We start from the raw sequence: 14,090 nt of genomic DNA on the forward strand, positions 1-14,090 counted from the left end.
TTGGTGTCTTCCGGACATTTTTACTGCTCATTTTGAAACCACTAACGGGACAATATGCAATCCACGGACCACTTGCAAGGCAACACCGCACGAATAGCTTTAACTAAGCTACCGGTTTTACGATTTTTTATGCCATTTATCATCATCCCCTTTGGCATATTCATGCTTCACAGCAGCCCAGGCCACTTTATGCGCGGTTTCTTCGCGACTGGCGTCATCACGCCGATCGTCTTTATCTTTATATTGATCCCATGCGCTGTTGAACGCTTCTTTATAGATATCCTGGGCATGAGACGGTAGAACGTGCTTTACGCTTTCCGGCAGATCGCTTTTCGTTTTATACGGCATCGTTGACTCCTTTTACAAAGTTGAACATTAAGTGTGGTCAACAATATCTACTCTTGCCAAAACATAAGAATTTTCATGTCAGACTGTTCTTAAGAAACGCTAAAACAAACATTGTCTAAACGTAATACTTATTTTTATGTCCCAATGAGTAAAAAATCGACAGTGGGGTAAAAATTCGTAAAATGTTACCGATATCCAGACACTTTCTGTTATTTTTCCTACCTATTTTTTACATTTTCGATAAATTCATCTGCAAAGGGATAACCATAATGTCAAATGCTCAAGAGGCGGTAAAAACCCGCCACAAGGAGACTTCGCTTATTTTCCCGGTTCTGGCGCTGGTAGTGCTGTTCCTGTGGGGAAGCAACCAGACATTACCAGTGGTCATTGCCATCAATCTTCTTGCGCTTATTGGTATTTTAAGTAGCGCCTTTAGTGTTGTCCGTCATGCGGACGTATTAGCCCATCGCCTGGGAGAACCTTACGGTTCGCTTATTCTTAGCCTTTCAGTGGTTATTCTTGAAGTCAGTTTGATTTCAGCTTTAATGGCAACCGGCGACGCCGCGCCAACGCTAATGCGTGATACGCTCTATTCAATCATTATGATTGTTACCGGTGGGCTGGTTGGCTTTTCATTATTGTTGGGCGGTCGTAAGTTTGCCACCCAATATATGAATCTGTTTGGTATCAAGCAGTATTTAATTGCGCTGTTCCCCCTGGCGATAATCGTACTGGTATTTCCAATGGCTCTGCCTGCGGCGAATTTTTCAACCGGTCAGGCGTTACTGGTAGCATTAATTTCTGCGGCAATGTATGGCGTATTTTTGCTGATCCAGACCAAAACGCATCAAAGTTTGTTTGTCTACGAGCACGAAGATGACAGTGATGACGATGACCCGCATCACGGTAAACCGTCTGCCCATAGCAGCGTGTGGCATGCTATCTGGTTGATTATCCATCTGATTGCCGTTATTGCAGTCACCAAAATGAATGCCAGCCCGCTGGAGACATTGCTCGACAGCATGAATGCCCCTGTCGCCTTTACTGGCTTCCTGGTGGCTCTGTTGATTCTGTCGCCGGAAGGTTTAGGTGCGTTAAAAGCAGTGTTGAACAACCAGGTCCAGCGCGCGATGAATCTGTTCTTTGGTTCAGTGTTAGCAACCATTTCGCTTACCGTACCTGTCGTCACGCTAATTGCCTTTATGACGGGTAACGAATTACAGTTTGCACTTGGTGCGCCAGAAATGGTGGTGATGGTGGCCTCTTTAGTGCTGTGCCATATCTCCTTCTCCACCGGACGTACTAACGTGCTCAATGGCGCAGCGCATCTGGCACTGTTTGCCGCCTATTTGATGACGATATTTGCCTGACAGTTATATCTCCTCCGATGACGGAAATCGGGGGAGATAAGATAAATTCCTGCTTATTGTATTTCTTCATACTACCTGGACAGCTCGTTAATCAGAATTGCGAGCCTGTACCACAACCTGCACGAAACCACTGCAACAGCTGTTGAAAAGCCGGAATGTACTCTTTATTGCAAACATTTCAGGGATGAAGTGAAGATGAATTGAGACGTAGTATCCACACCAAGCCGGAATTATCCGGTGAGGCGCAATGTTGCGGGGGCTTTATCCCTGGTGGCATTGGTTGCTGGAAAGAGAAAACCCCCGCACGTTGAGAGGTAAAACCTGACAACAAAACGGGGGCTAATCTTGAAACCAGACACTTCAAGAATAGCCGCAAAATGTTGTCATTACAACAAGGCGGCTATATGACGCTCGCGCAGTTTACCATGACTTTCTGGCACGACCTGGCAGCACCGATCCTGGCGGGGATTATTACCGCAGCGATTGTCAGCTGGTGGCGTAACCGGAAGTAAGGTGAAAACGGGCGTCAGGCTGCCGTGATGGCAATATGCGCCCGAAACCGGCCGCAGGGGTAACAGCCTGCGGCCATTTTTGTCTTTATCTCTTCCACAAGTAAATATTGGCAACCCGAGCTGGAAGCATCATCCAGAGTACTCATGAAACGACTGTAACAGCTGTTGAAAAACCGGAATGCACTCTTCATTGCAAACATTTCAGGGATGAAGTGAAGATGAATTGAGTCGTAGTATCCACACCAAGCCGGAATTATCCGGTGAGGCGCAATGTTGCGGGGGCTTTATCCCTGGTGGCATTGGTTGCTGGAAAGAGAAAACCCCCGCACGTTGAGAGGTAAAACCTGACAACAAAACGGGGGCTAATCTTGAACCATCAACAATTCAAGAATAGCCGCAAAATGTTGTCATTACAACAAGGCGGCTATATGACGCTCGCGCAGTTTGCCATGATTTTCTGGCACGACCTGGCAGCACCGATCCTGGCGGGAATTATTACCGCAGCGATTGTCGGCTGGTGGCGTAACCGGAAGTAAGGCGAAAACGGGCGTCAGGCTGCCGTGATGGCAATATGCGCCCGAAACCGGCCGCAGGGGTAACAGCCTGCGGCCTTTTTTGTATCCGGCACCCATAAAAAAAGTCTTAACGCAGAACGCTAAGACTTTATTTTTCAAACAAAAAGATTACTTGCTGGTATCCAGTTCTTCGAAACCTTTCACCAGATCATCAATCGCTTTCATCTGCTTGAGGAACGGTTCCAGTTTAGCCAGCGGCAGCGCGGATGGACCATCACATTTCGCATGTTCCGGATCCGGATGCGCTTCAATAAACAGCCCCGCCAGACCTACCGCCATACCGGCTCGTGCCAGCTCAGCCACCTGAGCACGACGACCGCCGGAAGCTGCGCCAAAAGGATCGCGGCATTGCAGTGCGTGGGTCACGTCGAAAATCACCGGCGAGTTACCAGACACTTTCTTCATAATGCTGAAGCCCAGCATATCGACAACCAGGTTGTCATAGCCGAAGTTAGCACCGCGATCGCAAAGAATCACTTTTTCGTTGCCGCCTTCTTTGAATTTATCAACGATATTACCCATCTGTCCCGGGCTGACAAACTGTGGTTTCTTGACGTTAATTACCGCACCGGTTTTCGCCATGGCTTCAACCAGGTCAGTCTGGCGAGCAAGAAACGCCGGCAACTGAATCACATCCACGACATCAGCAACGGGCTGTGCCTGACTTGGTTCGTGAACGTCGGTGATAATTTTCACGCCAAAAGTCTGCTTCAATTCCTGGAAGATTTTCATCCCTTCTTCCAGGCCCGGTCCACGATAAGAGTGGATGGAGGAGCGGTTGGCTTTGTCAAAAGAGGCTTTGAACACGTAAGGGATACCCAGTTTCTGGGTCACGGTTACGTAGTGCTCGCAAATGCGCATCGCCAGATCGCGAGATTCCAGCACGTTCATACCACCAAACAGTACGAACGGCAGGTCATTTGCTACGTTGATGTCGCCAATGCTAACCACTTTTTGTTTCATAGGATCGCCTTAATCTTGAGTAAAATGTCGATTAATTAATGCAGCACAATATGTTTATGCGCGATGTTATTTATTTGCGCACGGATCATTTCGCTGATCGGGTCTTCCGGACACTGTTCAACGAAATAACTTAAATCGTTCAACGCAACGTGTTCGCAATCCAGTTGCGCATAAATCAACCCGCGATCGCGAATTTCATAGGGATCTTCAGGGTTGAATTGTAATAAAGCTTCGCTGGTGCGTAACGCCAGCTCCATCTGATTTTCTTCCATCAACGAGGCTTTGAGTGTATCCAGCAATTTGCGGATTACCTCAATGTTATCAGCTTCATCAAGGTCTTCATAAAACAGTTCCGCCGACGGGCTGATATTTCCCTTTAACCATACGTCCAGCATATGTTCGCTTAACGATTCACCGTTAAAAGGATTAATCAGCCAAATTTCGCCATCCGGACATTCAATGCGCAATATCAGCTGCGTAGGGAAAATCACCGGCAGCAGCGGCAAATCGAGACGATTCGCGACCCATAATAAAACCGCACCTAATGATACCGCACTGCCCTGTCGATTCTTTAACACCTGGTCCAGCCATAATGCATCGGAAAGACGATAAACGCCGCGTGAGGCTTTAAATCCCCAGTCGCCGTAAAACAGCGCGATCAGTTTTTCCAGCTGCTCTTCTAAAGGCAGAAGCTGGCTGATTTCTTCCTTCGCCAGACTAACGAGACGCTCCAGTTCGTCGTAAACATCTTGCGAGGGAAAATCGCGGCGGATTGCTTCGCAAGCCAGGATCATGCCTTCGCACAATGGCGCTTTATTAAATTCGAAATCAGCTAACGATCTCATGACTTACCCCAGTAACGGTACTTTTGTGGTGGCGAGTTTAATGATGATGTACAGCACCACCAACGCCAGCGGGAAGGCAATAATGCGCGCCTGCTGACTGTGCATACGACGATAATCGAGTGCAATAAAACCCAAAACGATATAAATGATAACTCCAAACAGCTTTTCAGTCAGCCACTGTGCCTGCCCAGAAAATGGCAGGATGTGCGCTTTAGCCATCAACGCAATGCCGCTTAACAATAACACCGTATCGACAACCGGCGGCACAATGCGCGTCCAGCGAGCAAATGCCTGTGGATGCTTCTGATAACGTAGCCAGAAACGTAAGGTTAATAGCCCAACAGAAAGCGCGATACTAATAAGATGAACACTAAGCAGTGTAGAAAAACTTGTCATTGATAATAGCGGCCGAGCGTTACGCGCTCGTTATCACCATAGTCACGGCAGGTTTCGACGTCATGATACCCCGCGAGGATAAATGCTTGTCGCACCGCTTCGCCCTGCTGCCAGCCATGTTCCAGAAGCAGAAAGCCGCCGGATACCAGCGCGTTACGCGACTGTTCGATGATATGCACGATGTCTGCCATTCCACTGTCTGCCGCAACCAGCGCAGTGAGCGGCTCAAAGCGGACATCGCCTTGTTGAAGATGTGGGTCCTGCTCGTCAATATACGGCGGATTGCTGACAATCATCGCAAACTGCTGCCCGGCTAGCGCGCTAAACCAGTCGCTTTGCAGAATGTGGATATTTTTGATCGCCAGATGCTGGGCATTACGTTGTGCCAGGGAGACAGCATCAGGCATACGATCTACAGCGATAATTTCGCAGTCCGGGCGCTCGCTAGCCAGCGCAAGCGCAATCGCCCCGGTACCCGTCCCGAGATCGAGAATACGGCAAGGTTGTTCAGGCAACCGCGCCAGTGCCTGCTCCACCAGACACTCCGTATCCGGGCGCGGAATTAAGGTCGCTGGCGAAACAAATAACGGCAACGACCAGAATTCTCGCACCCCGGTTAAATGAGCAATGGGTTCACCATCGCGACGACGTGTCAGTAGCGCATCAAGTTGCTGACATTGTTCGTCAGTCAGCTGCGTTTCACCAAAGGCCAGAATAAAAGTCCGCCCCCTGCCAGTGACATACTCCAATAAGATTTCAGCGTCACGGCGTGGGCTTTCGCTCGCCTGAAGTTGGCTTATTGCTTCACGTAACCAGTATTGATATTCCATTATTCCTGCTCGGACAACGCCGCCAGTTGGTCGGCCTGATGTTCCTGGATAATCGGTTCAATCAGCATATCCAGCTTACCTTCCATCACTTCATCCAGACGGTAGAGTGTCAGGTTGATGCGGTGATCGGTAACGCGCCCCTGCGGGAAGTTGTAAGTACGGTTACGGTCGCTGCGATCGCCACTCCCCAGCAGGTTACGACGGGTAGACGCTTCGGCCTGTTGCCGTTTTGCCATTTCTGCAGCGTGGATACGAGCACCAAGTACAGAAAGTGCCTTCGCTTTGTTTTTATGTTGTGAACGTTCATCCTGACATTCAACAACAATCCCGGTCGGCAAGTGAGTAATACGAATTGCCGAATCGGTGGTGTTAACGTGCTGACCACCCGCCCCTGACGAGCGGAAAGTATCAATGCGTAAATCTGCTGGGTTGATGTCCGGCAGTTCTGCGTCAGGCAGTTCTGGCATTACCGCAACGGTACAAGCAGAAGTATGAATACGACCCTGCGATTCCGTAGCAGGAACACGCTGCACGCGATGACCGCCAGATTCAAATTTCAGACGACCATACACACCATCACCGCTAATTTTGGCGATGATCTCTTTATAACCACCATGTTCACCCTCGCTGGCGCTCATGATTTCTACCCGCCAGCGGCGGGCTTCGGCGTAACGGCTGTACATACGGAACAGATCGCCTGCGAACAGCGCCGCTTCGTCGCCGCCGGTTCCGGCTCGGACTTCGAGGAAGGCGTTACGTTCGTCATCAGGATCTTTTGGCAGTAACAGAACCTGTAATTGCTGTTCCAGTTGCTCGCTTTTTTCTTTAGCTTCGCGCAGTTCATCCTGCGCCATCTCACGCATTTCAGGATCATCGAGCATCATCTGTGCGGTTTCGATATCTTCCTGAACCTGTTGCCAGTCGGTAAAACAGCGCGAAACATCACTTAACTGCGCATATTCGCGTGATAATGCGCGAAAACGTTCCTGGTCGGCGATAGTTTGCGCGTCACCCAGCAACGCCTGAACTTCTTCATGGCGTTCATGCAGGGCTTCCAGTTTGGCAACGATAGAAGGCTTCATAGGCGTAAATGCACCCTGTAAAAAAAGAAAATGATGTACTGCTACTCCAGCCCGAGGCTGTCGCGCAGAATATTCAGGCGTTCGTTATCCCCGTCACGGGCGGCCTGTTGAAGTGATTTCGTTGGCGCATGGATCAAGCGGTTAGTCAGTTTCCATGCCAGATCCTGCATAATGGCTTGCGCGTCGCCGCCCTGCTCAAGGGCCGCTAACGCTTTGGCGGTTAACTCATCGCGAACGTGCTCTGCCTGGCTGCGATACTCGCGAATGGTTTCGCTGGCGCTTTGTGCTCGCAGCCACGCCATAAATTCGCTGGTTTCCTGAGCGACAATAGTTTCCGCCTCAACCGCTGCGGCTTTACGCTGCGCCAGGTTGTGCGAAATGATGCTTTGCAGATCGTCCACACTATAAAGATAAGCATTCGCCAGTTTGCCAACTTCCGGCTCAACATCGCGCGGAACGGCAATATCCACCAACAGCATTGGTTGGTTGCGACGGCTTTTTAATGCGCGCTCCACCATGCCTTTCCCGATAATCGGTAACGGGCTGGCGGTGGAACTGATGATGATATCGGCTTCGCGCAGACGTTCGTCGATCTCACTCAGGGCAATCACTTCCGCGCCAACTTCATCTGCCAGAATTTGGGCACGTTCGCGAGTGCGGTTGGCGATAATCATCTTCTGTACTTTATGTTCGCGCAGATGACGCGCTACCAGCTCGATGGTTTCGCCCGCGCCTACCAGCAACACTGTGACCGTAGAGAGCGATTCAAAGATCTGCCGCGCCAGCGTACAAGCCGCAAAAGCGACAGACACAGCACTGGCACCGATATCTGTTTCAGTGCGAACGCGTTTCGCTACAGAGAAAGATTTCTGGAACATGCGTTCCAGTTCGCTGGCCTTCATATGACCTTTTTGCGAATCGGCAAACGCTTTTTTAACCTGACCGAGGATCTGCGGCTCCCCAAGAACCAGTGAATCCAGGCCGCTGGCAACACGCATTAAATGGCTAACCGCGTCGTTATCCTGATGCCAGTAGAGGCTTTTACGCAGATCTTCTTCATTAAGATTGTGATAATCGCAAAGCCAGCGGATTAACGCCTCTTGCAGGTTATCCTGCTCTTCAACGCTAAGATAAAGTTCCGTGCGGTTGCACGTCGACAGCACCACGCCGCCCTGCACCATCGGCTGCGCAAGCAGGCTGTCAAGCGCCTGATCGAGCTTATCCGGCGAAAACGATACACGTTCTCGCAGCGATACAGGTGCCGTTTTATGGTTGATACCGAGTGCTAAAAGGGTCATGTCTGCGGGAAATAATACCAACGTTGATAGGGTTAGTCTGCTTGCATCATACAGGATGCGTAAGATCAATAAAAGAGAGCGCCCCCTTTTGGAGTAATTGCCGAAAGCCGTTAGATTCTGGCAATTAAGACAACTTGAACATAGACGATAGCGGACGGTAACGCTAGCATTAAGGGTTATAACTGCAACGTATCTCAAGGACTTGTCATCACTATGCCCCTGCCCGATTTTCGTCTTATCCGCCTGCTACCGCTGGCTGCTCTTGTGCTTACTGCCTGTTCCGTTACCACGCCCAAAGGTCCTGGCAAAAGCCCGGATTCGCCACAATGGCGTCAGCATCAGCAAGACGTGCGCAATCTTAATCAGTATCAGACTCGCGGCGCGTTCGCTTATATTTCTGACCAACAAAAAGTGTACGCCCGCTTTTTCTGGCAGCAAACCGGCCAGGATCGCTACCGTCTGCTGCTCACTAACCCATTGGGCAGCACGGAACTGGAGCTGAATGCTCAACCGGGTAACGTGCAGTTAGTCGACAATAAAGGTCAGCGTTATACCGCCGATGACGCCGAAGAGATGATTGGCAAATTGACCGGAATGCCAATTCCGCTCAACAGCTTGCGCCAGTGGATTTTAGGTTTACCGGGTGATGCAACCGACTACAAACTGGACGACCAGTACCGCCTGAGCGAAATTACCTACAGCCAGAATGGCAAAAACTGGAAGGTTGTTTATGGTGGTTATGACACCAAAACGCAACCTGCGATGCCAGCCAATATGGAACTCACCGACGGTGGTCAACGCATCAAGTTAAAAATGGATAACTGGATAGTGAAATAATGCGGACACAGTGGCCCTCTCCGGCAAAACTTAATCTGTTTTTATACATTACCGGTCAGCGTGCGGATGGTTACCACACGCTGCAAACGCTGTTTCAGTTTCTTGATTACGGCGACACCATCAGCATTGAGCTTCGTGACGATGGGGATATTCGTCTGTTAACGCCCGTTGAAGGCGTGGAACATGAAGATAACCTGATCGTTCGCGCAGCGCGATTGTTGATAAAAACTGCGGCAGACAGCGGGCGTCTTCCGACGGGAAGCGGTGCGAATATCAGCATTGACAAGCGTTTGCCGATGGGCGGCGGTCTCGGCGGTGGTTCATCCAATGCCGCGACGGTCCTGGTGGCATTAAATCATCTCTGGCAATGCGGGCTAAGCATGGATGAGCTGGCGGAAATGGGGCTGACGCTGGGCGCAGATGTTCCTGTCTTTGTTCGGGGGCATGCCGCGTTTGCCGAAGGCGTTGGTGAAATACTAACGCCGGTGGATCCGCCAGAGAAGTGGTATCTGGTGGCGCACCCTGGTGTAAGTATTCCGACTCCGGTGATTTTTAAAGATCCTGAACTCCCGCGCAATACGCCAAAAAGGTCAATAGAAACGTTGCTAAAATGTGAATTCAGCAATGATTGCGAGGTTATCGCAAGAAAACGTTTTCGCGAGGTTGATGCGGTGCTTTCCTGGCTGTTAGAATACGCCCCGTCGCGCCTGACTGGGACAGGGGCCTGTGTCTTTGCTGAATTTGATACAGAGTCTGAAGCCCGCCAGGTGCTAGAGCAAGCCCCGGAATGGCTCAATGGCTTTGTGGCGAAAGGCGTTAATCTTTCCCCATTGCACAGAGCCATGCTTTAAGCCGGGCAAGCTGAGTTTCGGTGACAACGTCACCTTGTTCCAGACGTTGCATCGCGCTCTTTAATACACCGCCTGGAAAGGATCATGCCTGGCCCGCACAGTTTTCGGCAGATTCTTTCCACCAATGGACGCATGCCTGAGGTTCTTCTCGTGCCTGATATGAAGCTTTTTGCTGGTAACGCCACCCCGGAACTAGCACAACGTATTGCCAACCGCCTGTACACTTCACTCGGCGACGCCGCTGTAGGTCGCTTTAGCGATGGCGAAGTCAGCGTACAAATTAATGAAAATGTACGCGGTGGTGATATTTTCATCATCCAGTCCACTTGTGCCCCTACTAACGACAACCTGATGGAATTAGTCGTTATGGTTGATGCCCTGCGTCGTGCTTCCGCAGGTCGTATCACCGCTGTTATCCCCTACTTTGGCTATGCGCGCCAGGACCGTCGCGTCCGTTCCGCTCGTGTACCAATCACTGCGAAAGTGGTTGCAGACTTCCTCTCCAGCGTCGGTGTTGACCGTGTGCTGACAGTGGATCTGCACGCTGAACAGATTCAGGGTTTCTTCGACGTTCCGGTTGATAACGTATTTGGTAGCCCGATCCTGCTGGAAGACATGCTGCAGCTGAATCTGGATAACCCAATTGTGGTTTCTCCGGACATCGGCGGCGTTGTGCGTGCCCGCGCTATCGCTAAGCTGCTGAACGATACCGATATGGCAATCATCGACAAACGTCGTCCGCGTGCGAACGTTTCCCAGGTGATGCATATCATCGGTGACGTTGCAGGTCGTGACTGCGTACTGGTCGATGATATGATCGACACTGGCGGTACGCTGTGTAAAGCTGCTGAAGCTCTGAAAGAACGTGGTGCTAAACGTGTATTTGCGTACGCGACTCACCCGATCTTCTCTGGCAACGCGGCGAACAACCTGCGTAACTCTGTAATTGATGAAGTCGTTGTCTGCGATACCATTCCGCTGAGCGATGAAATCAAATCACTGCCGAACGTGCGTACTCTGACCCTGTCAGGTATGCTGGCCGAAGCGATTCGTCGTATCAGCAACGAAGAATCGATCTCTGCCATGTTCGAACACTAATCGAACCCGGCTCAAAGACCCGCTGCGGCGGGTTTTTTTGTCTGTAATATCCATTTGTATGACCTATGCCTCCTTCACCTGCCATTTAGTTGACAGATGATGCGCTCACGGATGAAACATTATTGTGAACAAAATATTTTCCTCACATGTGATGCCTTTCCGCGCTCTGATCGACGCTTGCTGGAAAGAAAAATATACTGCCGCACGGTTTACCCGTGACCTGATTGCCGGGATAACCGTCGGGATTATTGCTATCCCGCTGGCGATGGCGTTGGCTATTGGTAGTGGTGTGGCACCCCAGTACGGTTTATATACCGCAGCTGTTGCGGGGATTGTCATTGCTCTGACGGGTGGGTCACGCTTTAGCGTTTCCGGTCCGACTGCGGCATTTGTGGTAATTCTCTATCCCGTGTCGCAACAGTTTGGACTGGCAGGACTGCTGGTTGCGACCTTGCTGTCGGGGATCTTTTTGATTCTGATGGGTCTGGCACGCTTTGGTCGCCTGATTGAGTATATTCCGGTTTCCGTCACCTTAGGTTTCACCTCGGGTATCGGGATCACCATCGGTACCATGCAGATTAAAGATTTTCTCGGTCTGCAAATGGCCCATGTCCCGGAACATTATCTACAAAAAGTCGGCGCATTATTTATGGCGCTGCCGACCATTAATGTGGGTGATGCTGCCATTGGCATTGTGACGCTAGGTATTCTTGTTTTTTGGCCGCGTCTGGGCATTCGTTTACCCGGTCACCTTCCGGCCTTGCTGGCTGGTTGCGCGGTGATGGGGATTGTTAACCTGCTCGGCGGACATGTTGCTACCATCGGTTCGCAATTCCACTACGTCCTGGCCGATGGTTCTCAGGGTAACGGTATTCCGCAACTGCTGCCGCAACTGGTGCTGCCGTGGGATCTGCCTAATTCAGAATTCACGCTAACCTGGGATTCTATTCGCACACTGCTGCCTGCGGCATTCTCAATGGCAATGCTCGGCGCAATCGAATCTCTGCTCTGCGCCGTGGTGCTGGATGGTATGACCGGGACGAAACACAAGGCGAATAGCGAACTGGTTGGACAGGGACTGGGGAATATCATCGCTCCGTTCTTTGGTGGCATTACCGCTACAGCTGCCATCGCGCGTTCTGCCGCTAACGTCCGTGCCGGGGCAACTTCCCCTATCTCGGCGGTGATCCACTCTATTCTGGTTATTCTTGCCCTGCTGGTACTGGCACCGCTGCTCTCCTGGCTGCCGCTTTCCGCCATGGCTGCCCTGCTGTTGATGGTGGCGTGGAACATGAGTGAAGCGCACAAAGTGGTCGACTTGCTGCGTCATGCGCCGAAAGATGACATCATTGTCATGCTGCTGTGCATGTCGCTGACCGTGCTGTTTGATATGGTTATTGCCATCAGCGTGGGGATCGTGCTGGCATCGCTGCTGTTTATGCGTCGTATCGCACGTATGACTCGCCTGGCACCGGTAGTCGTAGATGTTCCAGACGATGTCCTGGTTCTGCGCGTTATTGGCCCGCTGTTTTTTGCTGCTGCTGAAGGCTTGTTCACGGACCTGGAGTCACGTCTTGAAGGCAAACGGATTGTGATTCTGAAGTGGGATGCGGTTCCGGTACTTGATGCTGGTGGTCTTGATGCGTTCCAGCGTTTTGTGAAGCGTCTGCCCGAGGGATGTGAACTGCGCGTGTGCAACGTGGAATTCCAGCCACTGCGCACTATGGCTCGCGCTGGCATTCAACCGATCCCGGGACGCCTGGCGTTCTTCCCGAATCGTCGCGCGGCGATGGCGGATTTATAAGTACGAGATTGACCAGTCAGCGCAAACTGACTGGTCAGCAAACTGCATTATTTGTTAGCTATGACGGCGATTATCGCTACGGCGGCAACGTTTGTCATAGTGGCGAACCCACCAGTAACGGTCGCACACCTGTTCATGCCCGCCAACACGGGCACCCGCCAGCCAGAGAATGGCACCGACGAAAATACTTAGCACTGCACCATGTGCGAAATACTGGGGCATATTAAACTGTGGTAACTGGTTGAGGATTGAATACCCCACGCCGACCACCATTACCACCAGACCCAACCCCATGAGCACGTTACCGAGTAACGAAGCGTTTTTGCGTTTCATATGTCACCTCCGGAACTTTCTGGGTTGTAACAGGGAATACCCCTCTTCCTTATGTGTAAAGTATAGACAACACCCTGTGGGTTATGTGCGGGCGTGATCACAATTACAACCCTTATTTCAACAAAACTTTACAAATAAACGCCTGAACACCTTGACTTTCTAATAGTCCACTCATGCAATTATTACGTTATCTGCATTTGATACGCAGTTTTTTGTCAAGCGGGGCCGCAACCAGTAAACTACGCGCCAGTTATGTACACACTCAGGACAAAAAAACGTGACGATTAAATTGATTGTCGGCCTGGCGAACCCCGGTGCTGAATACGCCGCAACGCGACATAATGCTGGTGCCTGGTTCGTTGACTTACTGGCAGAGCGTTTGCGCGCTCCGCTGCGCGAAGAGGCTAAATTCTTTGGTTATACTTCGCGAGTCACTCTTGGAGGCGAAGATGTCCGCCTGTTAGTCCCGACTACATTTATGAATCTCAGCGGCAAAGCCGTTGCGGCGATGGCCAGTTTTTTCCGCATTAATCCGGACGAAATTCTGGTGGCCCACGACGAACTGGATCTGCCTCCTGGCGTCGCCAAATTTAAATTGGGCGGTGGCCATGGTGGTCACAATGGACTGAAAGACATCATCAGTAAATTGGGTAATAACCCTAACTTTCACCGTTTACGCATCGGAATCGGTCATCCGGGCGATAAAAATAAAGTTGTCGGTTTTGTGTTAGGCAAACCGCCTGTTAGTGAACAGAAGTTAATTGATGAAGCCATCGACGAAGCGGCGCGTTGTACTGAAATGTGGTTTACAGATGGCTTGACCAAAGCAACGAACCGATTGCACGCCTTTAAAGCGCAATAAGTCGTTGTCTGCGGCATTTTTGCCGAGTGCCGTGTATAATAGGCAAAGTTATTTCCATTTCTGCAATCTGTTAGCAATAACAGGTT

Annotated in this window: 16 protein-coding genes; 8 read left to right on the forward strand and 8 right to left on the reverse strand. The window is 50.7% G+C overall.

What is annotated here, in order from left to right:
- Positions 1 to 117: 117 nt before the first annotated feature.
- Entirely contained in the window at positions 118 to 348 is a 231-nt protein-coding gene (chaB, locus tag FTE26_RS18360; protein ID WP_001146442.1) for a putative cation transport regulator ChaB, read from the reverse strand.
- Positions 349 to 617: 269 nt separating this feature from the next.
- Between chaB and chaA the strand changes: the two genes are divergently transcribed.
- The 3 genes from chaA (at position 618) to FTE26_RS18375 (ending at position 2,766) form a co-directional block, all read left to right on the forward strand.
- Positions 618 to 1,718: a sodium-potassium/proton antiporter ChaA gene (chaA, locus tag FTE26_RS18365; protein WP_024198518.1), complete on the forward strand. Its 1,101-nt coding sequence runs from the start codon at positions 618 to 620 to the stop codon at positions 1,716 to 1,718.
- 404 nt (positions 1,719 to 2,122) lie between these two features.
- Positions 2,123 to 2,230 (forward strand): type I toxin-antitoxin system toxin Ldr family protein, encoded by a 108-nt coding sequence (locus FTE26_RS18370; protein ID WP_000170972.1) that lies wholly within the window; start codon positions 2,123 to 2,125, stop codon positions 2,228 to 2,230.
- Between the two features lie 428 nt (positions 2,231 to 2,658).
- Entirely contained in the window at positions 2,659 to 2,766 is a 108-nt protein-coding gene (locus FTE26_RS18375) for a type I toxin-antitoxin system toxin Ldr family protein (RefSeq protein WP_000170954.1), read from the forward strand.
- A 147-nt stretch (positions 2,767 to 2,913) separates the two neighbouring features.
- Here FTE26_RS18375 and kdsA read toward each other — a convergent pair whose 3' ends face one another.
- The 6 genes from kdsA to hemA are packed head-to-tail and all read right to left on the reverse strand — an operon-like array spanning position 2,914 to position 8,219.
- Positions 2,914 to 3,768 carry a 3-deoxy-8-phosphooctulonate synthase gene (kdsA, locus tag FTE26_RS18380; protein WP_000811065.1) on the reverse strand — a complete coding sequence of 285 codons (855 nt, stop codon included), beginning with the start codon at positions 3,766 to 3,768 and terminating at the stop codon, positions 2,914 to 2,916.
- Positions 3,769 to 3,803: 35 nt separating this feature from the next.
- Positions 3,804 to 4,613: an invasion regulator SirB1 gene (gene sirB1 / locus FTE26_RS18385; RefSeq protein WP_001257044.1), complete on the reverse strand. Its 810-nt coding sequence runs from the start codon at positions 4,611 to 4,613 to the stop codon at positions 3,804 to 3,806.
- A gap of 3 nt (positions 4,614 to 4,616) precedes the next feature.
- A complete protein-coding gene (sirB2, locus tag FTE26_RS18390) occupies positions 4,617 to 5,009 on the reverse strand; it encodes an invasion regulator SirB2 (RefSeq protein WP_000200378.1) in 393 nt (130 codons plus the stop codon).
- On the reverse strand, positions 5,006 to 5,839 hold the full coding sequence (prmC, locus tag FTE26_RS18395) for a peptide chain release factor N(5)-glutamine methyltransferase (protein ID WP_000456571.1): 834 nt from the start codon (positions 5,837 to 5,839) through the stop codon (positions 5,006 to 5,008). Before prmC ends, sirB2 begins: the two co-directional genes overlap by 4 nt.
- Complete coding sequence (prfA, locus tag FTE26_RS18400; protein ID WP_000804726.1) at positions 5,839 to 6,921, reverse strand: peptide chain release factor 1; 1,083 nt, start codon at positions 6,919 to 6,921, stop codon at positions 5,839 to 5,841. Before prfA ends, prmC begins: the two co-directional genes overlap by 1 nt.
- A gap of 41 nt (positions 6,922 to 6,962) precedes the next feature.
- Positions 6,963 to 8,219 carry a glutamyl-tRNA reductase gene (gene hemA, locus FTE26_RS18405; RefSeq protein WP_000173200.1) on the reverse strand — a complete coding sequence of 419 codons (1,257 nt, stop codon included), beginning with the start codon at positions 8,217 to 8,219 and terminating at the stop codon, positions 6,963 to 6,965.
- A 213-nt stretch (positions 8,220 to 8,432) separates the two neighbouring features.
- On the opposite strand from hemA, the gene lolB reads away from it, so the two are divergent.
- The 4 genes from lolB to dauA all read left to right on the forward strand — a co-directional run bounded on the left by lolB (position 8,433) and on the right by dauA (position 12,809).
- Positions 8,433 to 9,056 carry a lipoprotein insertase outer membrane protein LolB gene (lolB, locus tag FTE26_RS18410; RefSeq protein WP_001130692.1) on the forward strand — a complete coding sequence of 208 codons (624 nt, stop codon included), beginning with the start codon at positions 8,433 to 8,435 and terminating at the stop codon, positions 9,054 to 9,056.
- Positions 9,056 to 9,907 carry a 4-(cytidine 5'-diphospho)-2-C-methyl-D-erythritol kinase gene (ispE, locus tag FTE26_RS18415; RefSeq protein WP_001260314.1) on the forward strand — a complete coding sequence of 284 codons (852 nt, stop codon included), beginning with the start codon at positions 9,056 to 9,058 and terminating at the stop codon, positions 9,905 to 9,907. Before lolB ends, ispE begins: the two co-directional genes overlap by 1 nt.
- A 150-nt stretch (positions 9,908 to 10,057) precedes the next feature.
- Entirely contained in the window at positions 10,058 to 11,005 is a 948-nt protein-coding gene (prs, locus tag FTE26_RS18420; protein ID WP_001298109.1) for a ribose-phosphate diphosphokinase, read from the forward strand.
- 124 nt (positions 11,006 to 11,129) lie between these two features.
- Entirely contained in the window at positions 11,130 to 12,809 is a 1,680-nt protein-coding gene (dauA, locus tag FTE26_RS18425; protein ID WP_001033352.1) for a C4-dicarboxylic acid transporter DauA, read from the forward strand.
- A gap of 54 nt (positions 12,810 to 12,863) precedes the next feature.
- On the opposite strand, the gene ychH is transcribed toward dauA, so the two are convergent.
- Entirely contained in the window at positions 12,864 to 13,142 is a 279-nt protein-coding gene (gene ychH / locus FTE26_RS18430) for a stress-induced protein YchH (RefSeq protein ID WP_000823885.1), read from the reverse strand.
- A gap of 277 nt (positions 13,143 to 13,419) precedes the next feature.
- On the opposite strand from ychH, the gene pth reads away from it, so the two are divergent.
- A complete protein-coding gene (pth, locus tag FTE26_RS18435) occupies positions 13,420 to 14,004 on the forward strand; it encodes an aminoacyl-tRNA hydrolase (RefSeq protein ID WP_000152933.1) in 585 nt (194 codons plus the stop codon).
- Positions 14,005 to 14,090 lie beyond the last annotated feature (86 nt).

Source organism: Escherichia sp. S10b (genome assembly GCF_028421345.1).
In the GTDB taxonomy this organism is placed as follows: Bacteria; Pseudomonadota; Gammaproteobacteria; order Enterobacterales; family Enterobacteriaceae; genus ECMA0423.